Annotated in this window: 20 protein-coding genes and 1 riboswitch; of the genes, 13 read left to right on the top strand and 7 right to left on the bottom strand. The window is 71.2% G+C overall.

The window, feature by feature from the left end; translation table 11 throughout:
* The first annotated feature begins 125 nt into the window (after positions 1 to 125).
* A complete protein-coding gene (locus FLM69_RS05125) occupies positions 126 to 1175 on the top strand; it encodes an agmatine deiminase family protein (protein WP_141843335.1) in 1050 nt (349 codons plus the stop codon).
* Here FLM69_RS05125 and FLM69_RS05120 read toward each other — a convergent pair.
* Complete coding sequence (locus tag FLM69_RS05120; RefSeq protein WP_036383828.1) at positions 1141 to 2427, bottom strand: AI-2E family transporter; 1287 nt, start codon at positions 2425 to 2427, stop codon at positions 1141 to 1143. The genes FLM69_RS05125 and FLM69_RS05120 overlap by 35 nt on opposite strands.
* 46 nt (positions 2428 to 2473) lie before the next feature.
* A riboswitch (TPP riboswitch) is annotated at positions 2474 to 2579 on the top strand.
* Positions 2580 to 2649: 70 nt separating this feature from the next.
* Between FLM69_RS05120 and FLM69_RS05115 the strand changes: the two genes are divergently transcribed.
* The 7 genes from FLM69_RS05115 to FLM69_RS05085 all read left to right on the top strand — a co-directional run bounded on the left by FLM69_RS05115 (position 2650) and on the right by FLM69_RS05085 (position 10305).
* Positions 2650 to 3717 (top strand): thiamine ABC transporter substrate binding subunit, encoded by a 1068-nt coding sequence (locus FLM69_RS05115; RefSeq protein ID WP_036383830.1) that lies wholly within the window; start codon positions 2650 to 2652, stop codon positions 3715 to 3717.
* Complete coding sequence (locus tag FLM69_RS05110) at positions 3717 to 5447, top strand: iron ABC transporter permease (protein ID WP_141843332.1); 1731 nt, start codon at positions 3717 to 3719, stop codon at positions 5445 to 5447. The genes FLM69_RS05115 and FLM69_RS05110 overlap by 1 nt, the downstream gene beginning before the upstream one ends.
* The gene (locus tag FLM69_RS05105) at positions 5447 to 6148 is read left to right on the top strand and encodes an ABC transporter ATP-binding protein (RefSeq protein ID WP_135019405.1); all 702 of its coding nucleotides are present in this window, start codon (positions 5447 to 5449) and stop codon (positions 6146 to 6148) included. The genes FLM69_RS05110 and FLM69_RS05105 overlap by 1 nt, the downstream gene beginning before the upstream one ends.
* Positions 6145 to 6651: a TetR family transcriptional regulator gene (locus FLM69_RS05100; protein WP_041102654.1), complete on the top strand. Its 507-nt coding sequence runs from the start codon at positions 6145 to 6147 to the stop codon at positions 6649 to 6651. The genes FLM69_RS05105 and FLM69_RS05100 overlap by 4 nt, the downstream gene beginning before the upstream one ends.
* A 206-nt stretch (positions 6652 to 6857) precedes the next feature.
* Complete coding sequence (locus FLM69_RS05095) at positions 6858 to 8213, top strand: RNase H family protein (RefSeq protein WP_061867662.1); 1356 nt, start codon at positions 6858 to 6860, stop codon at positions 8211 to 8213.
* A 60-nt stretch (positions 8214 to 8273) separates the two neighbouring features.
* Positions 8274 to 9716, top strand: a complete 1443-nt coding sequence (locus FLM69_RS05090; RefSeq protein WP_036384908.1) for a sodium:alanine symporter family protein — start codon at positions 8274 to 8276, stop codon at positions 9714 to 9716.
* 193 nt (positions 9717 to 9909) lie between these two features.
* Positions 9910 to 10305, top strand: coding sequence for a hypothetical protein (locus FLM69_RS05085; RefSeq protein ID WP_036384909.1), 396 nt, complete (start codon positions 9910 to 9912; stop codon positions 10303 to 10305).
* A 138-nt stretch (positions 10306 to 10443) separates the two neighbouring features.
* Here the strand turns inward: FLM69_RS05085 and FLM69_RS05080 are convergent, their stop codons facing one another.
* Positions 10444 to 10698, bottom strand: a complete 255-nt coding sequence (locus FLM69_RS05080) for a DUF6480 family protein (protein ID WP_036384910.1) — start codon at positions 10696 to 10698, stop codon at positions 10444 to 10446.
* 259 nt (positions 10699 to 10957) lie between these two features.
* On the opposite strand from FLM69_RS05080, the gene FLM69_RS05075 reads away from it, so the two are divergent.
* From FLM69_RS05075 to FLM69_RS05060, 4 genes are all read left to right on the top strand, one after another.
* The gene (locus FLM69_RS05075; RefSeq protein ID WP_141843330.1) at positions 10958 to 12106 is read left to right on the top strand and encodes an acetyl-CoA C-acetyltransferase; all 1149 of its coding nucleotides are present in this window, start codon (positions 10958 to 10960) and stop codon (positions 12104 to 12106) included.
* A 20-nt stretch (positions 12107 to 12126) separates the two neighbouring features.
* A complete protein-coding gene (locus tag FLM69_RS05070; RefSeq protein WP_141843328.1) occupies positions 12127 to 13725 on the top strand; it encodes a fatty acyl-CoA synthetase in 1599 nt (532 codons plus the stop codon).
* The gene (locus FLM69_RS05065; RefSeq protein WP_141843326.1) at positions 13722 to 14924 is read left to right on the top strand and encodes an acyl-CoA dehydrogenase family protein; all 1203 of its coding nucleotides are present in this window, start codon (positions 13722 to 13724) and stop codon (positions 14922 to 14924) included. The genes FLM69_RS05070 and FLM69_RS05065 overlap by 4 nt, the downstream gene beginning before the upstream one ends.
* Positions 14925 to 14985: 61 nt before the next feature.
* On the top strand, positions 14986 to 15786 hold the full coding sequence (locus tag FLM69_RS05060; protein WP_141843324.1) for an enoyl-CoA hydratase/isomerase family protein: 801 nt from the start codon (positions 14986 to 14988) through the stop codon (positions 15784 to 15786).
* 90 nt (positions 15787 to 15876) lie between these two features.
* Here the strand turns inward: FLM69_RS05060 and FLM69_RS05055 are convergent, their stop codons facing one another.
* The 5 genes from FLM69_RS05055 to FLM69_RS05035 all read right to left on the bottom strand — a co-directional run bounded on the left by FLM69_RS05055 (position 15877) and on the right by FLM69_RS05035 (position 23744).
* Positions 15877 to 16086, bottom strand: a complete 210-nt coding sequence (locus FLM69_RS05055; RefSeq protein WP_123244034.1) for a hypothetical protein — start codon at positions 16084 to 16086, stop codon at positions 15877 to 15879.
* 58 nt (positions 16087 to 16144) lie between these two features.
* Positions 16145 to 16852, bottom strand: a complete 708-nt coding sequence (locus FLM69_RS05050; protein ID WP_141843322.1) for a hypothetical protein — start codon at positions 16850 to 16852, stop codon at positions 16145 to 16147.
* A 375-nt stretch (positions 16853 to 17227) separates the two neighbouring features.
* Entirely contained in the window at positions 17228 to 20536 is a 3309-nt protein-coding gene (locus tag FLM69_RS05045; protein ID WP_080696012.1) for a type I restriction endonuclease subunit R, read from the bottom strand.
* 5 nt (positions 20537 to 20541) lie between these two features.
* The gene (locus FLM69_RS05040; RefSeq protein WP_052007076.1) at positions 20542 to 21747 is read right to left on the bottom strand and encodes a restriction endonuclease subunit S; all 1206 of its coding nucleotides are present in this window, start codon (positions 21745 to 21747) and stop codon (positions 20542 to 20544) included.
* The gene (locus tag FLM69_RS05035) at positions 21744 to 23744 is read right to left on the bottom strand and encodes a class I SAM-dependent DNA methyltransferase (protein ID WP_052007075.1); all 2001 of its coding nucleotides are present in this window, start codon (positions 23742 to 23744) and stop codon (positions 21744 to 21746) included. The genes FLM69_RS05040 and FLM69_RS05035 overlap by 4 nt, the downstream gene beginning before the upstream one ends.
* A 237-nt stretch (positions 23745 to 23981) precedes the next feature.
* On the opposite strand from FLM69_RS05035, the gene FLM69_RS05030 reads away from it, so the two are divergent.
* Complete coding sequence (locus FLM69_RS05030) at positions 23982 to 24236, top strand: DUF3800 domain-containing protein (RefSeq protein WP_036384150.1); 255 nt, start codon at positions 23982 to 23984, stop codon at positions 24234 to 24236.
* Positions 24237 to 24339 lie beyond the last annotated feature (103 nt).

Raw genomic sequence — 24339 nt, 5'->3', positions numbered from 1 at the left:
GCACTCTGCACGTGTTCCGGGTCACAGGTCAAACCGCCGCGGTTTCCTGTCCGACGCCTATGCTCGATGGACATCCCCTCGACGCGCCCGCGCGTCGCCGCCGTCTTCCCAGGAGCCCGTCCGCCATGGCCGCCGCCGACCCCGCCCCCACCGACGCGCGGGAGCGCCGGGACGTCGTCGTGCCCGTGCCCGGACCCGAGGACCCGCCCGAGCGGGCCTGGCTCGTCCTGCCCCACCGCCACCCGGTGCCGACGCTGCTGGACGAGACGCGGGACGCCGTCGTGGGCCTGGCCGAGACGCTCGCCGCCGCCCTGCCGGTCACCGTGCTCGCCCACCCGCGCGACGCTGGGGCGGCGCGGCTGGTGCCGCCGGAGGTGGACCTGCTGCGCGCGCCCGTGGGCTCACCGCTGCTGGGCCGCACCGGGCCGAACTTCGTCCGGCGCCCCGAGGGCCTGGCCGCCGTCGCCTGGCGCGGCGCCGCGGGCCTGACCGGGACCGGGCCGCTCGACGGCGCGGCCGCGACGGCCGTGGCGGAGGCGGCGGGACTGCCGCTGCTTACCCCCCTGCTGTGCGCCCCGCGCGGGGCCTGGGTGACCGACGGCGAGGGGACGGCCGTGGTGGCCGCGGACCCCGTGCTGGACGGGCGGATCAACGGCGCGTGGACCCCCGGCCAGGTGGCCGCCGAGTTCGCCGCCCTGCTGGGGATCACCCGGGTGCTGTGGGTGCCGCCGGCACCGCGGCCGGACACCGGGCCGTGGGGCGGGCCCGGCCACCTGGCCTCGTGGGTGCGGCTGCGGGGCGACGGCGAGGCCGCCGTGCACTGGCGCGGCGACCGGTTCCACCCCGAGCACCCGTACGCCGCGGCGGCGCTGCGCTTCCTGCAGGGCGCCGACGACGCCGCCGGCCGGTCCCTGCGCGTGCGCACGGTGACCGGGGCGGCGCAGCCCGCCGAGTACGACCCGGCCGAGCGGGGCCCCCGCTCCCTCCTGGACACGCTGCCGCTGGACGCGGCGGTGCTGCGGCCGGCGTTCGAGGACGCCGCGGGTGAGGAGGCCGCGGCCGCCGCGTGCGCGGCGCTGCACCCGGGGCTGCCCCAGCTGTCGTTCCCCGCCCCGCCGCTGCTGCGGCTGGCCGGCGCGCTCAACGACCTGGTGCTGCTCCAGCCCCGCCCGTGACCTCGTCCGCCGCGGGGCCGTCGTCGTCGCCGCCGTCCGCCGGGGCGCGGTCCTCGTCCTTCCCGTGCGCGTCGGACCGCCAGGCCGCCGGGCGCAGCCGTTCCAGGAGCGAGGACTGACGGCGCTCCATGCCCTTCAGGTCGGAGGCGATGAGCGCGTTGATCCAGCGGGCGTTCGGGTCGGCGTCGATCAGCACGGCCTTGGCCAGCAGCGTGCAGGGCAGCGCGAGGATCGCGCCGAGCGGCCCGAGGACCCAGGCCCAGAAGAGCAGGGAGAGGAAGCTGACGGTGGGGATCACGCCGATCGCGTCGCCGGCCACCTTGGGCTGGATCACGGACTGCAGCACGAAGTTCAGCACCGAGTAGCTGACCACCACCCACAGGAAGTCGGACCAGCCGCCCGCCGCCAGGCCCAGGACGGCCGGCGGCAGCAGGCCGATGATGAAGCCGATGTTCGGGATGTAGTTGGTGAGGAAGCTGAGCACGCCCCACACGAGCGCGAGCGGGACGCCGATCAGCAGGAGGGCGATCACGTCCAGCACCGCCACGATCAGGCCGAACACCGTGGTGACCACCCAGTAGCGGCGCACGCCCTGGGCGAACTCGACCAGGGCGTGGCCGAACTCGTGGCGGGCGGTGCTGAGCAGGCGGACGCGGCGTTCGACGTCCATCGAGTCCATCGCGAGGAAGAACATGCCCATGATCACGGTGACGAGCAGGCCGAAGACGGCGTAGACGTTCGTGGCGATCTTCGTGATGGCGCTGACGGCCGTCCCGGTCACGGTGCTCATGTCGATCGAGGCCAGCTGCTGGGACACCATGTCCGGGGTCACGCCGCGCTCACTGAGCCAGTGCGAGACGTCCAGGACGATCTGCTGGAAGCGGTCCGCGTACTTCGGCAGCTCCGCCACCATCTCGAGGCCGGACCACACCATCATGCCCCCGAACACGCCCATCACCGCGACGATCAGCAGGACGGTGGTGGTGGCGCCGAGCACGGGGTGCAGGCCCCGGCGGATGAGCCAGGCCTGCAGGGGGTAGGCCACGATCACGAGGTTCAGCCCCAGGAACACGGGCGCCGCGATGGAGGCGATCCCCTGGAAGAACTGCACCACCAGCACCAGACCCGCGAGCGTCAGGACGATCACCAGCATGCGCGGCCACATGCGGTGGGGGCGGCGGATGTCCCAGTCGGAGGCGGGACTGGACCAGGCGGGCTGCGGGGTCACCCCCGGGGGCTGTGCGGCGCTCACGCGGGCAGTCTATGCGCGGGCCGGACGGGGTAGGGTCGGGACCAGTCCACATCGACAGGGGAGCGCCCGCGCGGCGCTGAGAGTGCGGTCCGCCGCAGACCCTCGAACCTGCTCCGGTCCGCACCGGCGAAGGAAGTCGAGTCTCCCGGTCGACGTCGTCCCGGGATTCCGGTGGCGACCTCGTCCCGGCCCCTCTGCCGTCCCAGACAGAGGAGAACCGCCATGTCCCGCATCCCGCACCGCGCCCTCGCCGCCCTCTCGGTGGCCGCCCTCGCCCTCACCGGCTGTTCGGTGTCCGGCTCGTCCGGCGACGGGGCGTCGTCGTCCGTCTCCGGGGCCGGCGGCGGCGAGTCGACGACCGTGACGATCATGACGCACGACTCGTTCAACCTGCCCGAGGAGCTCGTCCAGAAGTTCGAGCAGGAGTCCGGCTACACCCTGAAGACCACGGCCCCCGGCGACGCCGGCAGCGTGGTGAACCAGCTCCTGCTGGCCAAGGACGAGCCCACCGTGGACGGCGTCTATGGCGTGGAGGACCACTCGGCGCACCGTCTCGTCCGCGAGGGCGTCGTCGCCGCCTACACCCCGAAGGACCTGCCCGCCTCCGCGCAGGACCGGATGGTGGAGGACCGCATGACCCCGGTGGACCAGGGCCAGGTGTGCTTCAACACGGATCCGGCGTGGTTCACCGCCCACGACGTCGAGGCCCCCACCTCGATCGACCAGCTCGACGACCCCGAGTACGCGAAGCTGACGGTCGCCACCTCCCCCGTGGCCTCCTCCCCCGGCCTGGCGCTGCTCGCGGCCACCACGGAGAAGTACGGCGACGACGGCTGGCAGGACTGGTGGCAGGGCCTGATGGAGAACGGCGGCAAGGTCGCCGACAGCTGGTCCGACGCCTACAACTCGGACTTCTCCGGCGGCGAGGGCAAGGGTCGGTTCCCGGTGGTGCTCTCCTACTCCTCCTCCCCCGCGTTCGCCCCCGAGACCGAGGTGATCGAGGACTCCTGCACCCCGCAGGTCGAGTACGCCGGCGTGCTCGAGGGCGCGAAGAACCCCGAGGGCGCGCAGGCGTTCGTGGACTTCATGCTCACCGAGGACGTCCAGTCCGCCCTGCCCGAGTCGATGTACATGTACCCGATCGACGAGTCGGTGCAGCTGCCCGAGGAGTGGGCGCAGAACGCACCGCTCGTCGAGGACGCCATCACCCCGGACCCCGCCCGCATCGACGAGCGCCGCGAGGACCTGCTGAAGGAGTGGACCGCCCTGTCCGAGGCCTCCCGGCGCTGATGTCCGCACTCACCGAGGTCGCGGCCCCCGGCACGGACCTGCCGCGCCGGCGGGCCCGCGGCCGGGGGGACGGGCTCGGCCCGTGGTGGCTGGTGGCCGCCGTCCTGCCGGTCGCCTTCCTGCTCGTCTTCTTCGCGTGGCCCGTGGCGGCCATGCTCTGGCGCGGGATCGGCGGCGACGCCGACGCGTTCACCGGCGCCGTGGACCTCACCGCCTTCGGGGAGACCCTCGCCCGCGAGCGCACGTGGCGCATCCTCGGCCAGACGCTCGGCATGGCCGCAGCCGGCACGGTGGTCTCGGTGGCGCTCGGCCTGCCGACCGCGTTCGTGCTGCACCGGCGTCGCATCCCGGGGCGGGCCGTGCTCCGCGCCCTCGTGCTCGTGCCGTTCGTGCTGCCCACGGTGGTGGTCGGCGTCGCGTTCCGCGCCCTGCTCGCCCCCGGCGGACCGCTGGGCTTCACCGGGCTGGACCAGACGACCACCGCCGTCGTGCTGGCCATGGTCTTCTTCAACGTGTCCGTGGTGGTGCGCCAGGTGGGCGCGCTGTGGAACGCGCTGGACCCGCGCCAGACCGAGGCCGCCCGCACCCTGGGCGCCTCGCCGTGGCGGGCGTTCCGCACCGTGACGCTGCCCCAGCTCGCCCCGGCGATCGCCACGAGCGCGGCGCTGGTGTTCCTGTTCTGCGCGTCCGCGTTCGGCATCGTCCAGACGCTCGGCCGGCCCGGCTACGGCACGCTCGAGTCGGAGATCTGGGTGCAGACCTCCGTCTACCTGGACCTGCGGACCGCGGCGGTGTTCTCCGTGCTGCAGTTCGCGGTGGTGCTGGCCGCCGTCGTGGTCTCCGGCGTGACGGCGGCGCGCACCCAGCGGGCGCTGCGCCTGCGGGAGACGCCGCCGGCCCGGCTCACGCGCGCGGACGCGGTCCCGGTGGCCGTGATGCTCGCGGTGGTGGCGCTCGTGGTGGCGCCGATCCTGACGCTCGTGGTGCGCTCCTTCCACACCCGCCACGGCTGGGGGCTGGGCAACTACCGGCTGCTGTCCACGAGCGCGGGCAGCGGGTTCGTGGGCGGGTCGACGCCGGCCCAGGCGCTCGAACAGTCCCTGCGGGTGGCCGTGGACGCCACGCTCGTGACGCTCGTGGTGGCCGTGCCGCTGGCCCTGCTGCTGACCCGGTCCTTCCGCTCACGCGCCGCGCTGGCGGCCCAGCGGGCCCTCGACGGCGCCCTGCTCCTGCCGCTCGGGGTGTCCGCGGTGACCGTGGGCTTCGGCTTCGTCGTGTCCCTGCGGGCCGCGTTCCCGGAGCTGGCGGCCTCGGGCGTGCTCGTGCCGCTGGCCCAGGCGGTGGTGGCGCTGCCGCTCGCGGTGCGGGCGCTCGTGCCCGTGCTCGCGGCGGTGGACCCGCGGCTGCGGGAGGCCGCGCGCACCCTCGGGGCGGGCCCGTGGCGGGTGCTGGCCACGGTGGACGGCCCGTTCCTCGCGCGCGGCGTGGGTGTGGCCGCGGGCTTCGCGTTCGCGGTGTCCCTGGGCGAGTTCGGGGCCACGAGCTTCCTGGCGAGCCCGTCCGCGCCCACCCTGCCGGTGCTGATCGCCCGGCTGCTGGGCCGGCCGGGCGCGGACAACTACGGGATGGCGCTCGCGGCGGCCACGGTGCTGGCCGTGCTGAGCGCCGGGATCATGCTGGTGTGCGAGCGGCTGCGCCCCCGGGGCCCGGCCGGGGCGGGAGGTCTGTGATGACGCCGACGACGACGGGGGCCTCCCTCCGGCTCCGGGACGTGGCGATCCGCTATCCGGACGGCTCCACCCCCGTGCGGGGGACGGACCTGGACGTGGCCGCCGGGGAGATCGTGGCGCTCGTGGGCGCCTCCGGCTCGGGCAAGTCCACCATCCTGCGCGGGATCGCCGGGCTCGAGGACGTCGTGGCGGGCACGGTGGAGCTCGACGGGCGGGACGTGGCGGCGGTGCCGACGCACCGCCGGGGCGTGGGGATGGTGTTCCAGGACGGGCAGCTGTTCCCGCACCGGACCGTGGGCCGGAACGTGGCGTACGGCCTCGAGTCCGCCGGCTGGGACCGGGCCCGGCGGCGGGCGCGCGTGGCCGAGCTGCTGGACCTGGTGGGCCTGACCGAGCTCACGGACCGGCCCGTGCAGCGACTCTCCGGTGGGCAGGCCCAGCGCGTGGCGCTCGCCCGGTCGCTGGCCCCGGCCCCGCGGGTGCTCCTGCTGGACGAGCCGCTGTCCGCGCTCGACGCGGACCTGCGCCGGCGCCTGGCCGAGGACATCCGGGCGGTGCTGCGGGCGGCGGGGACGACCGGCGTCGTCGTCACCCACGACCTCGCGGAGGCCGCCGTGATGGCCGACCGCACCGTGCGCCTCGGCGCGGGGGGACGCATCGCGGCGGAGGAGGCCGGCCCGGCGGTAGCCTCTCAGGCATGACCCCGCCCGCACCCCGCCCCCGGCTGACCGCCCAGGACGTGGTGGACGCCGCCGTCGGGATCCTGCAGGACTTCGGCATGGGCGACCTGTCCATGCGGCGCGTGGCCGCGGTGCTGGGCGTGCAGGCCTCCGCGCTGTACTGGCACGTGCCGGACAAGCAGTCGCTGCTGGCGCGGGTGGCGGACCGGATCGTCGCCGAGGCGGAGGAGACCGTGCGCGCCCGCCGCATCACGGACCTGGCGGGCCGCGCCGAGGCCGCGGAGGCCGCCCTGCTGCGGCACCGGGACGGGGCGGACCTGGTGCTCTCCGCCCTCGCGCTCGGGCTGGGCGGTCTCGGCCTGCACCGTCTGCTCACCGAGGCGGCAGACACCCCGGAGGACGGGGAGCGGGCCCTGGCACTGCTGCTGGGCACCGTGTCCCTGCGGCAGCAGCGCGCGCAGGCGCAGGCGCTCGGCGTGCCGACCGGCCCGGACGTGCAGCGGCACCGCACGGACCCGCTCTGAGCCCCCGTCCGGCGCCGCCGCGCGGGAGGCCGAGGAGAGGAGACCTGCCTCCTCACAGGTGCGCTCGGTAAGGTCGGGAGGACAGGTCGGGACGGGTCGTCCCCTTCGTTCAGGGCGATCCCGCCCGACCGCCGCAGGACCAGCATGGCCCGCCGGACCCGGCTCACAGTTCCGGCGCGGCCCCCTTCGACACAGCCGGCGAAGCCATGGGAGCACGGATCAACCACCCGCGGACGGTCGTGGACCGGACGCTGCATCACGACGTCGAGGCCGCGCACCCCGCGGCGCTCGTCGACGTGGGCTGGGACTTCCGTGGCCCGGGCGCCAAGGCGGAGGAGCAGCACCGCCCGCTGCGCGTGGTCCGTGCCCGCCGACCTCGGGGCACCCCGCGGGACCGGAACGGCGTCGACCTCACGCGCACCGGCCCCGTCGTCCCCCGCCCCGCCCCGCCGCGCACCCGGATCCGCCGGGACGGCGTCCGCGTGGTGGCCAGCCCGCTGGCCATGCTGCCCGGCGTGGACCACGGCCCCGCCCTCCGCCTGGACCTGCACCCGACGACGGGGGGCATCGTCTACGTGGCCCGCGAGCTCGAGCTGCGCGAGCTCGGCGACGACGTCCGCGGCCACGTCTACACCGGGATGGTCGGCACGGCGCATCTGAGCGCCTTCTGGTCCACCGTCACCGTCGACCTGCCGCCGAAGCGCCCGGTGATCGTGCGGCTGCGCTCGGACCGGGACGCCGAGCTGCTCGCCCTGCTCGAGGTCCTCGCCCCCGTGGACACACGCGTGGTCTCCTACCGGCTCGACGAGTCCCCCGTGGGCACGCAGCGCTCCAGCTACCTGCTGCCGGACGTGGACCCGGAGACGGTCGCCCAGACGGGTGCGGCCCGGATCCCGCTCGAGGCCATCGAGGCCGCCCAGGAGGAGGAGGACGCGCTGCGCCGCTCCTCCGGCGTCTTCCTCTCCCGCCGCCGCACGGACCGCTTCCTGCGCCGCAACCTGCCCGGGGTGACCCACGGCCTCACGTTCGCGGACGAGGCGGACGTGACGGACGTGTACGTGGACGGCTCCGTGCTGCGCGGCTCCCGCATCGGCGGGGCGGCCGCCGTCGCCGGGCCGAGCATGTGGGCCGTGCAGGCCGTGGCCGGGGCCACGATGCCGCTCGAGGTGGAACTGGAGGCGCTCGTGCTGGGGCACGTGATCTGCGCGTGGGCGGGCACCCCCGGCGGCCGGGTCACCATCCACTCGGACTCGCGCGCCGCGCTGGCCCTGCTCAACGCCGCCCGCCGTGAGCGGCTCACCCTCGGTGGCGCCCGGGGCGAGCGCATCCGCCGCACTCTGCGGCGCCTGCTGGCCGCCGTCGACCTGGCGCAGGCCGCGGACGTCCAGGTGGACACCACGTGGGTCAAGGGCCACGTGGGGGTGCACGGCAACGAACTCGCCGACGACCTCGCCCGGGCCGCCGCCCGCCATGCCAGCGTCGGCACCCCCGAGGGGGACCTGCCCGAGCGGCTGGGGCAGCTGATCCAGCTCCGCGTCGAGGACGACGCCGCCGCCGGCTGACCCCGGCCCCGATTCCGCGTCCTCCGTCCCAGCCTCTAGGGTGGGGCTGTGGAAGCGACAGTGGAACAGATCACAGCGGCCGTCACCGCCTTCAACGACAAGTACTGGTACGTCGTGATGGCGCTGCTCTTCGTGGCCGGGGTGTGGTTCACCATCCGGACCGTGGGCGTGCAGGTGCGCATGCTCCCGGAGATGCTCCGGTCGGTGACGGCCAAGTCCCAGACCGGGTTCGAGAACGACGGCGTGAGCCCGTTCCGCGCCTTCACCATCTCGGCGGCCTCGCGCGTGGGCACCGGCAACGTGGCCGGCGTGGCGATCGCGATCGTGATCGGCGGCCCGGGCGCCGTGTTCTGGATGTGGCTGCTGGCGATCATCGGCGGCGCCACCGCCTTCGTCGAGTCCACGCTGGCCCAGCTGTACAAGCAGAAGGGCGCGGACGGCTACTTCGGGGGGCCCGCGTACTACATCCGCGACGGCCTGGGCGCGAAGTGGCTTGCGGCCATGTTCGCCGTCGCCATCACCGTGACCTACGGCTTCGTGTTCAACGCCGTGCAGTCCAACTCGATCTCCGAGTCCGTGCAGGCCAACTGGGGCGTGTCCTCCACCACCGCGTGGATCGTGGGGCTGGGCCTGGCCGCCCTCACCGGTCTCGTGATCTTCGGCGGCGTGCGCCGGCTCTCGGCCGTGACCAACGTGGTGGTCCCCGCGATGGCCACGTTCTACATCTTCCTGGCCCTGATCGTGATGGTCGTCAACATCACCGAGGTCCCGGGCATGATCGCGCTGATCGTGGGCCACGCCTTCGGCCTGCGCGAGGTCGCGGGCGCCGCCGTCGGCATGACGATGGTGATGCAGGGCGTGCGCCGCGGCATGTTCTCCAACGAGGCCGGCATGGGCTCCGCCCCGAACGCCGCCGCCACCGCGGCCGTCTCCCACCCGGCCAAGCAGGGCTTCGTGCAGTCCCTGGGCGTCTACTTCGACACCCTGGTCGTGTGCTCGGCCACCGCGTTCGTCATCCTGCTCTCCAACCCGGCCTACGGACGCGGGGAGGCGCTCGGCATGCAGGTGACCCAGGGTGCGCTCCAGCAGGCCGTGGGCGCGTGGGCCGGCCCGGCCCTGACGGTCATCATCTTCTTCCTGGCCTGGTCCTCCGTGCTGGGCAACACCTACTACGGAGAGGCCAACATCCGGTACCTGGCCGGCCGCCACGCGGGTCGGGCCATCACCGTGTTCCGCGTGCTCGTGCTGGTGTGCGTGGTCGGCGGCGCGCTCGGCTCCGTGGCGCTGGTGTGGAACCTCGCGGACACGTTCGCGGCCCTCATGGCGACCATCAACCTCGTGGCGATCATCCCGCTGGGCGGGCTGGCCGTGAAGCTGCTCCGGGACTACGAGCGCAAGCTCAAGGCGGGCATGGATCCGGGCTTCCACATCTCCGACCTGCCGGAGGCGCGGAACGTGGCCCTCTGGCGGGACGAGCCGAAGACCTCCCCGCTCCAGGACTGACGCCCCCGCCCTCCCGCGCGTTTCGAGGCGGGATATCGACCCCATCCGGCTGCCGCGGGCGGCCGTGGGGTGGATATCCCGCCTCGATGCGTGAGGAGGCCCGGTCTGGACACCGTGCGGGGGTCGGCGCCTAGGTTGAGGCGCACCCGACCGGCCACGCCCGAGCGGCCGGCACGACGTCCGAGGAGGACACATGGGCATCCTCTCCAGCATCACCCGCACTCTCGGCGGCGGCGGCCGCCGCTCCAGCCGGCCCACCATCGGTGCGCACGTCGGCCGGTCCCCCGGCTTCGGCCGGCAGGGCCGCGCTCAGGGACGCCGGTCCAGCGGCCTGGGCGGTGCCCTCCTGGGCACGCTCGGCGGTCTGGCGCTGCGTGAGCTCTCGCGCCGCGGCGCCGGGGGCACGACGCGCGGGCGCAGCTCCGGTGCGTACCGCGGCGGCTTCGGGCCCTCGGCCCGGTCCACGGGCGGCCTCGGCACCGGCCTGCTGGGCGGGCTGCTCGGCGGGGCCCTCGCCTCCCGCGGCCGGGGCGGCGCCGTCGGCCGACGCGCGGCGGGCGGCCGCCGGACCGTGGGCGGCGGCTTCTGACCGCTGCGCGGGCGCGGAGTCGCCGCTGAACGGCATCACCGCGGAGCGGACACGACCACGGGGCGGGCACCGACGGATCGGTGCCCGCCCCGTGGTCGTGGTGGGCCGGTGGCGTGCTCGAGGCGTCTGCGCCGCGGCTCAGCCGAGGCCGGCGACGCGGCCCAGGATGAACACCAGGACGCCGATGGCCACGAGGGCGATGATCAGCCCGAGCACGATCTTGCCGGCCGAGCGCTCGCCGGTCTGCTCCACGTCCATGCCCGGGTTGTCCGGGCCGACGCCTGCACCCTCGGCTGGGGGCGTGTCGCCGTCGAATGCGACGCCGGAGGTCTCGTCCGTCGCCTCGCGTGCGCGCCGGGCGTCCTGGGGGTCGGGGGTGTGCGGGGTGGCCATGGCCGGCTCCTCTCGTCTCGGCGGCACGGGTGCGCGCCGCTGGCCCTCACGGTAGGCCCGGGGCAGGGGGTCCTGACCAGGGTATGGCGACGCCCGCCCCCAGCGCTTTCGTGGCCGAAACGGCGCGCCCCGAGCCGCTTTCGTTGACGAAACGGCGCTCCTCCGCGCCGCCACGACGGATCCCGTCACACTCTTGATCGTTGGACGTCCAAGCAATAGCGTGATCGGCGTCACGTCCCCGCCGTCCGGAGGAGCCCCCATGCCCGAGGCCTACATCATCGACGCCGTCCGCACCCCCGTGGGTCGCCGAGGGAAGGGGCTCGCCGGCGTGCATCCCCTCGATCTGGCGGCCGCGCCGCTGCGCGAGCTCGTCGCCCGCCAGGACATCGACTCGGCCGAATACGACGAGGTCATCCTCGGCTGCATCGACCAGCTCGGCCCACAGGCCATGGACGTGGCGCGCAACGCCTGGCTCGCGGCCGGGCTCTCCGAGGACGTCCCCGGCACCACGGTCGAACGCCAGTGCGGCTCCGGCCAGCAGGCGGTCCACTACGCCGCACAGGCCGTCATGAGCGGGACGGCGGACCTCGTCGTCGCCGGTGGCGTCCAGTCCATGTCCGCGATCCCGCTCTCCCGGTCCAACAGCGCGGCCGCCGACTTCGGCTTCCCCGACCCGTTCACCGGCTCCGAGTCCTGGGCCGCCCGCTACGGGGACGAGGAGATCTCCCAATTCCGCGGGGCCGAGATGATGGCCCGGCACTGGAACCTGGACCGGGACACCCTGGAGGAGTTCGCGGTGCGCTCCCACAAGCGCGCGCTCGCCGCCCAGGCCGACGGTCGCTTCGACCGCGAGATCATCCCGCTCGCCGGCCTCACCGCGGACGAGGGCCCCCGCACCCCGGACGCCGCGAAGATCGCCTCGCTCGACCCGATCGTCCCCGGCGGGCTGCACACCGCCGCCACCGCCTCCCAGATGTCCGACGGCGCGGCCGCCCTCCTGCTCGCCTCCGAGGAGGCGGTGCGCCGCCACGGCCTCACCCCGCGAGCCCGCATCCACCACCTCTCCGCCCGCGGCGCCGACCCCGTCATGATGCTCTCCGCCCCGATCCCGGCGACGGCGTACGCGCTCGACCGCATGGGCCTGACCATCGACGACATGGACCTCGTGGAGATCAACGAGGCGTTCGCCGCCGTCGTGCTGGCCTGGCTGACCGAGACCGGCGCGGACCCGGCGAAGGTCAACGTCAACGGCGGGGCGATCGCCCTGGGCCACCCCATCGGCGCCACCGGCGCCCGCCTGATGACCTCCCTGCTGCACGAGCTCGAGCGCAGCGGCGGCCGCTACGGCCTGCAGACCATGTGCGAGGGCGGCGGCCAGGCCAACGTCACCGTGATCGAACGTCTCTGACCCATCCCCCGGAGGTTCCCATGCCAGACCAGATCACCCACCCCACCGACGCCGGCCACCTCTCCCCCGCCCCGGAGGACACGATCGGCCGCGTGTTCGCGCGCGCGGTCGCCCGCTCCCCGCAGGCCGTCGCCCTGCGCTTCGAGGACCGCGACTGGACCTACGCCCAGCTCCGGGACGGAGCGCACCGCGTGGCCCGCCGCCTCCAGGACACCGGCCTGCCGGCCGGCACCCGGGTGGCCGCCTACGCCACCAACTCGGACGCCTACGCGCTCCTCTTCCTGGCCTGCGTCACGGCCGGCTACGTGCACGTGCCCGTGAACTTCGCGCTCAAGGGCGGCGAGCTCGCCCACGCCCTCGAGGACTCCGGGGCGGAGCTGCTCGTGGCCGACGCCGGCATGCTCGAGCGTGTCGACCAGGTCCGGGCCGAGGGCCGCGCGTCGGCTCTGCGGCACGTGTGGACCATGCTCCCCGCCGGCCACGCCGAGCCCTCCGTGCTTCAGACCGCCCAGGACGAGACGCTGGACGCCGCCGCCCCGGAGGCGGAGGTGTCGGCCACCGACCTGGCCCAGCTGCTCTACACCTCCGGCACCACCTCCACCCCCAAGGGCGCCATGATGTCCCACCGGGCGCTCGTGGCGGAGTACCTCTCCTCGATCATCGCGTTGGACTTCACGGCCGAGGACCGCCCCCTCGTGGCCATGCCGCTGTACCACTCGGCCGCGATGCACGTGTTCCTGCTCCCGTACCTGAGCCTCGGCGCCACGGTGCGCCTGCTGGCCGCCCCGGACATCCCCCGGATGCTCGAGCTCGTGGAGACCGAGCACATCGGCTCCCTGTTCCTGGCGCCCACCGTCTGGGTGCCGCTGGCGAACCACCCGGACCTGGCCACGCGCGACCTCTCCTCGCTGCGCAAGGCCCAGTACGGGGCCTCGATCATGCCGGTGACCGTGCTGCAGCGCCTACGCCAGAGCCAGCCGGGCATCGGCTTCTACAACTGCTTCGGCCAGTCCGAGCTGGGCCCGCTGTGCACCGTGCTGCGCCCCGAGGAGCACGACGCGCGGCCGGCCTCGTGCGGCCGTCCCGTGTTCCACGTGGAGGCGCGGGTGATGACGGCCGACGGCGCCCCCGCCGCGCCCGGCGAGCCCGGCGAGATCCAGTACCGCTCGCCGCAGCTGCTCTCCGGCTACTGGAACCGCCCAGATGCCATCGCGGACGCGTTCACCGACGACGGCTGGTTCCGCTCCGGCGACCAGGTCACCCAGGACGCGGCCGGCTACATCCAGGTGGTGGACCGCATCAAGGACGTCATCAACACGGGCGGCGTCCTGGTCGCCCCGCGGGAGGTCGAGGACGCGATCTACGAGCTGGACGAGGTGGCCGAGGTCGCCGTCATCGGCCTGCCGGACGATCGCTGGATCGAGGCGGTGACCGCCGTCGTCGTGCTCAAGGAGGGCGCCGAGCTGACCGCGGAGACCGTGCGCACCCACGTGAAGGAGCGCCTGGCAGGCTTCAAGGTGCCCAAGCGCGTGGACTTCGTGGCGGAGCTGCCGCGGAACCAGTCGGGCAAGCTGCTCAAGCGCGCGCTGCGCGCCGAGCGGACGCAGGAGGCCCGGTGACGCGCACGCAGAAGCCGACCTACGACGTCGTCACGCCCCTGGACGTCGACTACCTGGACGCGTTCGGGGAGGCGACGGACGAGGACCGCGCGCACTGGGACCACGCCCGTGCCTACGGCCGGGAGGTGCTCGAGCGGATCGACGGGCACTGGGACCGGGCGGAGTACCCGTTGGACCTGGTGGCGCGGGCGGGCGAGCTGGACCTGCTCACCGATGGGCTGGAGGTGCCGGGGCATGCGGTGATGTCCCCGTTGGCGGCGGGCCTGGTGGCGATGGAGATCTCCCGGGCGGACGGGTCGATGGCGGCCGCGGCGGCGGTGCAGGGCGGGCTCGTGCTGCGCGCCCTGGTGCATTGCGCGAGCCCGGAGCAGAAGGAGCGGTACCTCGAGCCGGTGGCGCGCGGCACGCTGCCGGGCGGGTTCGCGCTCACGGAGCCGCTGCACGGTTCGGACTCGGTGTCCCTCGAGACGTCCGCGCGGCCCGACGGCGCCGGCGGCTGGGTGCTGAACGGCGCCAAGAAGTGGATCGGCAACGGGGCCGCCGGGGGCATCACGATCGTGTGGGCGCGCGACACCGAGGACGGCCAGGTCAAGGGGTTCGTGGTGGAGCAGTCCACGCCCGGCTACGAGGCCGAGGTGATCACGGGCAAGGGCGCGCTGCGGGCGATCCACCAGGCCGAGATCTCGCTGACCGACGTGCGGGTCGGCGACGACGCGCGGCTGCCGGGCGTGGCGAGGTTCAAGGACGCCGCGCGCGTGCTGGTGGCCACCCGCGTGAACGTGGGCTGGTCCGCGCTGGGCCACGCGACCGCCATGTTCGAGGCCGCGCTGGCGTACGCCCGGCAGCGCGAGCAGTTCGGCAAGCCGCTGGGAGCGCACCAGATGGTGCAGGAACGGCTCGCGCAGATGCTGGACGAGGTGACCGCGATGCAGACCCGCTGCGTGGCCGTGGCCCGTCTGCAGGCGGCCGGGCGGCTGCGCGACGAGCAGGCCTCCCTGCTGAAGTACGCCTGCACCCGGGGCGCTCGGCGGGTGGCGCAGATCGCCCGGGACATGCTCGGCGGCAACGGCATCCTCCTCGAGCACCGGGTGATGCGGCACTTCGCCGACGTCGAGGCCCTGCACACCTACGAGGGCACCGAGTCCGTGCAGGCGCTGATCCTCGGCCGGGACCTGACCGGGATGAGCGCGTTCGCGTGAGCCCCGGCCGGCCGCTCTCGTGCCCGGCACCCGCCCCCACCTTCCGACCCCAGGAGCTGACATGACCACCGCACCCACCCCTTCTTCCTCCGACGACGCCCCCGCCGTCCTCGTCGAGACGCGGCCCGGCGTCGTGCGGCTGACGCTGAACCGGCCCGCGAAGGGCAACGCGCTCGGACTGACGATGGCGCGCGAGGTGCTCGCGGCGATCGCCGCGGCCGAGACGGACGAGTCCGTGCACGTGCTCACGCTGACCGGCGCCGGGCGGATCTTCTGCGGCGGCGGGGACGTCCAGGCGATGGCCGCCGCGCCCGCCGGGCCGGAGCGGCGCGCGATGATCCAGGAACTCGGCGAGGCGGCGGGCGAGGTCGCGGTGGCGCTGACGGGCTCTCGCCTGCTGGTGCTGGGCGGCGTCAACGGGACGGCCGCCGGGGCGGGGCTCGGGCTCATGCTGGGCGCCGACGTCGTGCTGGTGCGCGAGGATGCGCAGCTGGTGACGGCGTTCTCCGCGCTCGGGATGACGCCGGACACGGGCGTGTCCTATTGGCTGCCGCGGGTGCTCGGGCCGGTGCGCGCGACGCAGCTGCTGCTCGGCGGTCGGCGCCTGACCGGGACCGAGGCCGTGGAGTGGGGCCTGGCGACCGAGGCGGTGGCCGGCGACGCATTCGCGGCACGTCTGGCGGAGCTCGAGGACGAGCTGGTGGCCGGTCCGGCGCACACCTACGGGCCGACGAAGGCGCTGGCGCGCGGGGCCGACGTCGAGGCGCTGCGCGCGCACGTGCGGCAGGAGGCGGCGTCGATCGCGGCGGCGTCCGAACACCCGGAGGCCGTGCGGCGGGTGGAGGCGTTCGCGGGCCGGTGAGGGGCGGGCCGCGGCCCGGGCCGTCAGTGGCCAGGCCGGCGGCGCGCCTCCACCGGGCCGACCCCGGTCAGGCGCGCGAGGGCGTGGAGGTCACTTGAACATCTTCAGGACGTCACCCAGGCCGACCGTGGTGCGCCGGTAGACGGCGTTGTAGGCGGCGCGCTTCGGATCGCGCAGCCAGCCCATCCCCTTGCGGCCGTAGCCGGGGATGACCTTGCGCCTGATCGCACGCTTGGCGCGGCCCGTGGTGCGGGCCTTGATGGACTTCTTCAGGCTGGGCTTGCGGAGACCGATCTTCATGGTCGGGAGGGTAGCGGGTGGGGTGGACGGGATTGGAACAGGTACGCCGTTTACGAGGTCATCGGCTAGGCCCAGGATCGTTTCTCATCGCCGACGAACCGCGGCCCGATGGCCGCAGATGATACTTATAGGTCTCGGAAATCCTCGTTCCCCGCCCATGGACATCTTTCTGATATGCCTCAGAGAATTCGCGCTTGGCCGATTTCAGCTTGAATCCGACCTCCTTATGCACCAGGCGCGACCTTTGATACAAGAACAGTGCGGCCAGTAGAAGCACGAGCCAGTTCAAAACATTATCGGGGAATTCATCCGACCGAACTGCCCACAGGGTTACCACCATAAGCGACAGGGTGCATGCTGCAAGGTAGTAGGTCAGGCAAATACTATCGAAGAAGATAATCCTTCTTTCGCCAGCAAGATCCTTTCGAGTCACCTCCAGACGCTCGCGGATAGAGAAGAGGTGCCGCTCCACCTTCAATATCCCTGAAACTTTCGCTCGTGCCGCGAAGGCTGCAAACGCCGCCATGAAGAGCAAGACCCCGGCACCCTTGATTGCGTACCACACCTGCGGAGGAACTGGACTAGACCAGCCCAAAGCGAGAACCAGGCAAGAAATTGTCGCGAGCAGCAGGAAGGCTCCGACAACCTCGTACTTCACAGCCACACGTCCTGGATAGGGGTATAGGATCTCGCGGGAATAGAGGAATGCTCGTCTTTGCATCTCTCGAGTGAATGACTTGCGCGCCTCTTCGCTGAGATACTCCATGCAGGCTTGGCCTGCCGCGACCTGCATCCCGAGTTCCGAGGGAGGGTCGGTCCGCATGGCCCAATATCGCCTGTACAGCCAAATAAGGAGCGGTACCAACAAAGGCGCGGGTCCAAATATGATCGTAATCCACACAGACGCATCTGCTGCATCAAACTCTCTCATTTCAAACCACCTAGAACACTTTCAGGAATCGGGCAGTCGGCAGTCGCATCTACGATCTGTAAGATCTGGCAAATCCCTGCCCGATTTTCCCATATTCATTTGACCGTTACCTGTCAATATTCCGCACTCTGCGGATAATATAGCTGCACGAGCTTCTGGATCATCCCAAGATGGGTCACCAAAGGCGTCCTTCTCGTACACGCACGTGCTTCAGGAGCCCCCCGTTTCATCAACCAAAACGCCTTCGGAGCCCCCCGTTTCATCAACGAAAGCGTCAGGGCGGTTCCCGGCGGCAGAGGCATCAGCGTCGACCGCCGTCTCAGCAGGGCTCTGCCCCACGTCCACCGGGCCGACCTCGCCCACCGCACCCTCAGGAACGCCTCCACCCCGCACCTTCCAGTACAGGTACTCCCCGATCGCGGCGACGATCATCTTCGACGGGTCCCCGCCCCTGCCCACGATGTCCGTCATCTTCGCGAAGGCGTCCTCGTTCGCGTACACGGCGCCCATCGCCGACCGTTCCAGGTTCGGGCTCGCGAGGAACTGCTCCAGCGAGTTCGCACCGGCCTGCCCCAGCAGCTTCTCGTCCTCCATGAGCGGCGCCACGAGGGCACTGACCCACGCCTCCTGCTGGGACGGGGAGGCATCCACGCCTTCACCAGCGAAGATCTCGTTGATCTTCTCGATCACTTCCTCCAACGGCCCGCGCTGTTTCTCACGCACCTGCCCGCCTCCCACAGCGGTCGTCCCCTTCAGCGCGGTCCCACCGGTCAACCCGATGTCGCCCGAGGACGTCTTCTTCTGCCGGATGCTCACCAGCTGCACATCGCTCAGGTCGATCAGCTCCTCACCGCCGGGCTGATCGCCCACGAGCTGCACCAGGTGCCGCAGGAACAGCGCCCGCTTGTAGTGCTCGGTGTCCCCGAACTCGTAGATCTGGGAGAGGAAGTCGTAGAGGCTGACGAAGGACCGCATGTCCTTGCGCACCAGCACGAGCTCGTTCACGCGCGTCTCATCCTGGTTCATCCGCGCATGCGCCAGCTCCTTGCGGAACCGGTATGCCACGGGCTCCAGCGCAGCCTGCAGGCCCTCCTGCCCGCTCCCCGGCTTCCACGCGACCCACACCTCGGCGAACGCGTCGACCTCGTCCCAGTCGTACACACCCGCGGCGTCGAGCTTCGTCCCCAGGTCATGGATCAGGTTCGGGTCCGTCACCGTCTCCAGCGTCGCGCCCGCGTAGTACGGCTCGAAGGCAGCCTGGATGTCGTCTTCGGAGTTCACGAAGTCCAGCACGTAGGTGGTGTCCTTGCCCGGCGCCGCGCGGTTCAGCCGCGACAGCGTCTGCACGGCCAGCACGCCGGAGAGCTTCTTGTCCACGTACAGGGCACAGAGCTTCGGCTGGTCGAAGCCGGTCTGGTACTTGTTGGCCACGATCATCACCTGGTAGCCGTCCCCGTCGAACGCCTTCGCCAGGTCGCCGGTCACGGACGGGTTCATGGACCGTTCGGTGACCTTCTCGAGCCCGAAGTCGTCGTCGGTGATCTCGCCGGAGAAGGCCACCAGGGTGCCCACGTCCGTGTACCCCATGTCTTGGATGTACTGGTCCATCTGGCGCTTGTACCGGACGGCGGCGGCGCGGGAGTCGGTGACCACCATGGCCTTGGCCTGCCCGTCCAGCAGTCCGGCCACGTTGGCGCGGAAGTGCTCCACGATGATCTTGACCTTCTGCGCGATGTTCGTCGGGTGCAGCTTGACCCACCGCATGAGCTTCTTGCTCGCCTCGGTCTGGTCCACTTCGGTGGTCGGATTCCCGACGGCGGCCCGGTCGCCTTCCGGACGGAACTCGCCCTTCTGTCCGGCCAGGGCCAGCTTGAAGGCGGTGTCGTAGTTGGTGAAGTTCTTCAGCACGTCGAGGATGAACTCCTCCTCGATGGCCTGCTGCATGGTGTACCGGTGGAAGGAGGCCGGGATCTCCCGGCCCTTCTCGTCGTACTCGCCGGAGGGGCGGCCGAACATCTGCAGGGTCTTGTCCTTCGGAGTGGCGGTGAAGGCGAAGAAACTGATGTTCTGCGGGCGTCCGGTGGCGGCGACCTCGGCGGCGAGGATGGACTCGGTGTCCGCCTCTCCGCCGTCTTCGAGGTCGGCCTGCTCTTCCGGGGTGAGCACACGCTTGAGTTTGGCTGCGGCGGAGCCGGTCTGGGAGGAGTGCGCCTCGTCCGCGATCACCGCGTAGGTGCGGCCGGCGAGCGTCGAGTCACCTTTGAGGAGCTCGAGCACGGCGGGGAAGGTCTGCAGCGTCACCACGATGATCCGGTTGCCCTGCAGCAGCGTCTGCTTCACCAGGGCGGACTTGCTGGTGGCCTCTCCCCCGAGGTTCTTGCGGTCCACGGCCACCACGGTGCCGGAGGTCCGCTCGATCTGCCGGACGGCCTCCTGAAGCTGGTCGTCCAGCACGGTGCGGTCGGTGACCACGATGACCGAGTCGAACACCCGCTGCTCGTCCGCCCCGTAGGTGGAGAGCAGCCGGTGGGCGGTCCAGGCGATGGTGTTGGTCTTGCCGGAGCCCGCGGAGTGCTCGATCAGGTAGGACTTCCCGGCGCCCTCCTCGCGGACGGCGGCGAGCATCGTGGTGACGGCCTCCCACTGGTGGAAGCGCGGGAAGATCAGCGTGGACTCCCGGCGCGAGCGGCCGTACTCGTCCTCCACGGTCTCCTTCTTAAGGAAGACGAACTTCTGGAGGATCTCGAGCCAGGTGTCCCGCTGGAGAATCCGTTCCCACAGATAGGAGGTGGAGGAACCGCCGTTCGGGTTGAGCGGGTTGCCGGCGTGGCCGTCGTCGCCTTGGTTGAAGGGCAGGAAGAAGGTGTCCTTCTCGGCCAGCTTGGTGGTCATCCAGACCTCGCGGTTGGAGACGGCGAAGTGGACCACGGCGCGGGTGCCGAACCGGAACAGTGGCGTGGCCTTGGGGTTGCGCTCGCGGTACTGCTTCTTCGCGTGGCCGATGGACTGGGTGGAGTCGGTCTTCAGCTCGATCGTCGCCACGGGCAGGCCGTTGACGAACAGCACCAGGTCCACGGACTGGTTGGTGGCCGGGTTGAAGTGCACCTGACGCATCACGCGGAGGCGCATGCGCTCGTAGGAGGCGACGGCGGCCGGGTTCAGGTTCGTGGCCGGCCGCGGCTCGGCCATGCGCAGGGTGGCGGAGGTGCCGACCTTGAAGCCCTTGCGAAGCACGTTGAGCGTGCCGCCGACGCCGGTGTCCTGCGGCTTGTTCAGCACGTCGATCAGACGGGTGGTGATCTGGTCCCGCTGCGCCTGCTGGGCGGAGGCCGGGGCATCGGCCTTCACGATGCGCCCGTAGTCCTCCAGTTGATTCTCGGCCAGCCAGGCGTGGACGTCCTCGGGGAAGATCGCGTTCTTGCGGTCGTAGCCGGCATCGTTGGGCGAGTAGAGCCAGCCGTGCTGCTCCAGGTACTCGCAGATGTAGGTCTCGAGCTCGCTCTCGTTGTGGATGGCCATGGCGGTCAGTCCTCCGTGGGGATCTCGATCTGGCCGGTGACGGCGGCGGTGATCAGCGCCGCGCGGCGCTCCTGCGCGAGCTCGATGAACCGCTCCGCCTTGGCGATGAGCGCGTCGATCTTCGCAGTCTCGCGGTCGAGGTGGTCGGCGATCTCGCGCTGTTCTTCGAGTGGCGGGAGCACAACCGGCATCTTCCTCAACTGGTCGTTGTCAATCTCGGCCTGGCCCGGGCGTACGCCACGCGACAGCATGGCGAAACCGTGGCGGTACTGCGGAGAGCGGAACAGCCAGTTCAGGAACTTATGGTTCTCACCGTGCAAGGGACGAAAGCAGAGATAGTGCCCGGAAGAGATCCCTCGGATAGAGCTCACGCCCACCGAACCCTGCCACGCCTTCATCCGGTTGACGACGAACCACCCCGGCTCAACCAGCTGATAGATCGACCGGTCCTCGGCTGTCTCATTCAGGTTCGCGCGATCGGCCTTGAACACCACACCAAAGTCACGGAAGACAGACACCATCGGTTCCTCGATGAAGCCCGTCCGCTTCTCGCGCCGGTACATGGCCCACAGGGGGAAGGTCCGCCATGTCGAGGGGATGGACCCCACCCACGAAGGACCCTCGACAAACGTCTCGTCCGCGGAGGTGGTGAATCCGCTGACGGCATGTTCGACAGCAGCGGAACGCCGCTCACGAAGCCCGCTGATCAAAGACCGCTGTTTCTCGATCAGGGCGTCGATCGTGGCGGTCTCGCGGTCGAGGTAGTCCGCGATACGCCCCTGATCGTCGCGGTCCGGCGCAGTGATTCGCAGCCCAGTGACCTGCCCGCTTGAGAGGTGTTTGACCGTCGTCGAGTAAGTCAGGTCATTGATCACTTTCAGGTGGTCCGGCAAGGCGTACGCCAGGAACCGAAGGTCGGAAACCCCGGTGTCACGGAGAGCGCAGACGCGCTGGTTCAGCGCCGCCGCTCCGCGGCGCCACCGAATGACGTTGAAGTCTCCGTCCATCCCGATGACGACATCCCCGTCCTTGAGCACCTTGTCCTGGGGCACCGTGTGTTGGGGTACATAGGTCTCGAAGTCTGCCGCCGTGATGTCTCGGATCCGGACCAGCGGGACATCACCGGTCGGAGTGAAGTCGTGCGAGTCGAACGGATGACCATTGATCAGACGCGCCATGTCGCCCACGCGACGAATTGTCCACGTGCTCATCGCTCGACCTCCTGCAACAGCTCGATGATCTCGGCGGTGAGCTGCTTGAGCTCGGCGTCGATCTCCTCGAGCGGGCGGGGCGGCACGTACGTGTAGAAGAGCCGGGTGAAGGGGATCTCGTAGCCGATCTTCGTCTTGGACTCGTCGATCCAGGCGCCGGGCACGTGCGGGGCCACCTCGGCCTCGAAGTACTCGTGGATGTCTCGGCCGAAGGGCACCAGTTCGGTGTCGCGCAGCGAGGTGTCCGGCTCCGGCTCACCCGTCTTGTTCGTCACCACCTCTGCCCCGGGATCGTGCACACCGATCGCCCCGGTCAGGGCCTTCACCAATGGAGCGCCGGCGGTCACGCCGTGCTCCTTCAGCGCCTTCTTCAGGTCCAGCTGGAACGTGGGCTGATGGTCCCAGACCCGGCCACGCAGGGAGGCGAGGGCGCTCTCGAGAGCCGAGCGGCCGTCGTCGGGAAGCTTGTCCGCCGGCTTGGTGGCGAGCGCCGCCGCGATGGTGGCGTCCTCCACCTCGAAGCGCAGCTGCAGCGGGCGCTCCACGGTGATCTCCCGGTAGCCGAAGTCCTGCGCGGTGAGGACCTTGGAGAACTCGGCGTTGTCCTCGGACTGGACGTCGAAGTCACGGTAGATGTCCAGCACGCGCTGGCGGTCCGCCTTGGACAGCTCCTTGTTCTTCGAGCCCACGTTGCGGCGCAGCTTGGTGAAGAACGTGCGGGCGTCGATCAGCTGCACCCTGCCGCGGCGGTCTGCCGGCTTGTTGTTGTCCAACACCCACACATAGGTGGCGATGCCGGTGTTGTAGAACATGTCCGTGGGCAGCGCGACGATCGCGTCCACCAGGTCCGACTCCAGCAGCCAGCGGCGGATCTCGGACGGGCCCGAGCCCGCCCCACCCGTGAACAGCGGGGAGCCGTTGAGGACGATGCCGGCCCGACCACCGCCCTCCGAGACCGGGCGGAGCTTCGAGGCCACGAGCTGGAGGAACAGCATCTGGCCGTCGCTGATGGCGGGGGTGCCGCCCGGGAAGCGGTTCGTGGCGCCGCCGGCGGCGATCTCCTTCTCCACCGCGGTGCGGGAGGCCTTCCAGTCGCCGCCGTAGGGCGGGTTGGAGAGGACGTAGTCGAAGCGCTCGGTCAGGTGGGCGTCGTTCTTGAGGGTGTCCCCGCGGGCGATGCCGTCCGCGGCCTGGCCCTTGCCGAGCAGCTCGGACTTGCAGATCGCATAGGACTGGTCGTTGAGCTCCTGCCCGAACAGGCGGACCTCCGCGTTCGGGTTCATGCGGCGCAGGCGCTCGTCCAACAGGGACAGCATGCCGCCGGTGCCGGCCGTGGGGTCATAGACGGTGCGGACCGGGTAGCCGGTGAGGACGTCGTCGTCGTTGGCGGTGAGCAGGTCCACCAGGAGCTTCACCGCGTCACGCGGGGTGAAGTGCTCACCGGCGGTCTCATTGGAGGCGGCGGCGAAGCGGCGGATCAGATCCTCGAAGAGGGTGCCCATGTCCGCGTTGGAGACGGTCTCCGGGGAGAGGTCGATGGAGGCAAACTGCTGCAGGACCAGGAAGAGGCGGTCGTGCTCGTCCAGCTTGGCGACCGTCTTGTCGAACTCGTAGTAGGTGAACAGGTCCGCCACGTTCTGGGAGAACCCGTCCACGTAGGCCAGCAGGTTCGTGCGGAGCAGGTCCGGCTCCTGCAGGATGCGGTCCAGGGTGAAGGGGCTGAGGTTGTAGAACGTCAGGCCCGTGCGGGACTCCACCAGGTTGTCGAGGACGAAGTCCGGATGGCCCTTGGCCGCCAGCTCCGCGAAGAACTCCCGGTGCGGGGCCATGACCGCCTCCATGCGGCGCAGGATGGTGAGCGGAAGGACGAGCGTACCGTACTGGTTCGGCTTGAACACGCCCCGGAGCTGATCCGCGATCCCCCACACGAAGTTCGAGAGGTTCTGGGGAGAGCGGTGGGGCGCCGAGGCAGCGCCGCGCGTGGCGGGGGTGGTCATGGGGTCCTTCGAATGGTGGGGGCGGGCCGCTGGACGGGACCCATTCCGACCCCGCAGCGACCCGACAGGGCGACGGATCATACACAACCACACTTGCCTATGCTCTGCGTGCGCGAGTACGCTCGCGTGTGGTAGCTAGGGCTGAGACAGTGCCCCGAGCACCAATTCGAGAGGCCCACGCTTGCGTGGGCCTCTGCGCTTGTCTGCAGTGTCCGCTGTGCCCTGCACAATGGTCAGATGCTGCTGGCGTACATCGACGAGATCGGCGAGCCGGGCGCCTACGTCGGCCCGGACCATCCTCGCTTCCGGACAAGTCCAGCCTTCGGTTATGCCGGATTCGTCATGCCGGAGTCTGCCGCACGAGGCTTTGGGGCGAAGTTCACCGCGCTGAAGCGTCAGCTGTTCGCCTCGGAGATCGACCGAGCGAAACACCCCGGACGGTGGGAGTTCAAGGGGGCCAATCTGTTCGGGCGTGTCAACTTGTCTGTGTAAGCGGGGTGGTCACAGGTAGGGGTTGATCCGGTCGGGGTAGGCCGCGGCGAGCTGGGCGAGGGCCTGCTTCCAGTTCGTGACGGCCTGGCCTTCGACGAGCCGG

It is taken from the genome of Micrococcus sp. R8502A1 (assembly GCF_006704135.1).
Taxonomy (GTDB): domain Bacteria; phylum Actinomycetota; class Actinomycetes; order Actinomycetales; family Micrococcaceae; genus Micrococcus; species Micrococcus luteus.
Note: the sequence above shows the minus strand (reverse complement) of the source record. Positions and strands in the feature narration are given on the sequence as shown.

Excerpts from the sequence above, each read along its gene's own strand:
- FLM69_RS05035 (WP_052007075.1), bottom strand. The coding sequence starts at position 23,744 with ATGACCACCCCCGCCACGCGCGGCGCTGCCTCGGCGCCCCACCGCTCT.
- FLM69_RS05115 (WP_036383830.1), top strand. The coding sequence starts at position 2,650 with ATGTCCCGCATCCCGCACCGCGCCCTCGCCGCCCTCTCGGTGGCCGCC.
- FLM69_RS05045 (WP_080696012.1), bottom strand. The coding sequence starts at position 20,536 with ATGGCCATCCACAACGAGAGCGAGCTCGAGACCTACATCTGCGAGTAC.
- FLM69_RS05030 (WP_036384150.1), top strand. The coding sequence starts at position 23,982 with ATGCTGCTGGCGTACATCGACGAGATCGGCGAGCCGGGCGCCTACGTC.
- FLM69_RS05070 (WP_141843328.1), top strand. The coding sequence starts at position 12,127 with ATGCCAGACCAGATCACCCACCCCACCGACGCCGGCCACCTCTCCCCC.
- FLM69_RS05050 (WP_141843322.1), bottom strand. The coding sequence starts at position 16,852 with ATGGAGTATCTCAGCGAAGAGGCGCGCAAGTCATTCACTCGAGAGATG.
- FLM69_RS05085 (WP_036384909.1), top strand. The coding sequence starts at position 9,910 with ATGGGCATCCTCTCCAGCATCACCCGCACTCTCGGCGGCGGCGGCCGC.
- FLM69_RS05075 (WP_141843330.1), top strand. The coding sequence starts at position 10,958 with ATGCCCGAGGCCTACATCATCGACGCCGTCCGCACCCCCGTGGGTCGC.
- FLM69_RS05105 (WP_135019405.1), top strand. The coding sequence starts at position 5,447 with ATGACGCCGACGACGACGGGGGCCTCCCTCCGGCTCCGGGACGTGGCG.
- FLM69_RS05125 (WP_141843335.1), top strand. The coding sequence starts at position 126 with ATGGCCGCCGCCGACCCCGCCCCCACCGACGCGCGGGAGCGCCGGGAC.
- FLM69_RS05080 (WP_036384910.1), bottom strand. The coding sequence starts at position 10,698 with ATGGCCACCCCGCACACCCCCGACCCCCAGGACGCCCGGCGCGCACGC.
- FLM69_RS05100 (WP_041102654.1), top strand. The coding sequence starts at position 6,145 with ATGACCCCGCCCGCACCCCGCCCCCGGCTGACCGCCCAGGACGTGGTG.
- FLM69_RS05095 (WP_061867662.1), top strand. The coding sequence starts at position 6,858 with ATGGGAGCACGGATCAACCACCCGCGGACGGTCGTGGACCGGACGCTG.
- FLM69_RS05040 (WP_052007076.1), bottom strand. The coding sequence starts at position 21,747 with ATGAGCACGTGGACAATTCGTCGCGTGGGCGACATGGCGCGTCTGATC.
- FLM69_RS05055 (WP_123244034.1), bottom strand. The coding sequence starts at position 16,086 with ATGAAGATCGGTCTCCGCAAGCCCAGCCTGAAGAAGTCCATCAAGGCC.
- FLM69_RS05060 (WP_141843324.1), top strand. The coding sequence starts at position 14,986 with ATGACCACCGCACCCACCCCTTCTTCCTCCGACGACGCCCCCGCCGTC.
- FLM69_RS05110 (WP_141843332.1), top strand. The coding sequence starts at position 3,717 with ATGTCCGCACTCACCGAGGTCGCGGCCCCCGGCACGGACCTGCCGCGC.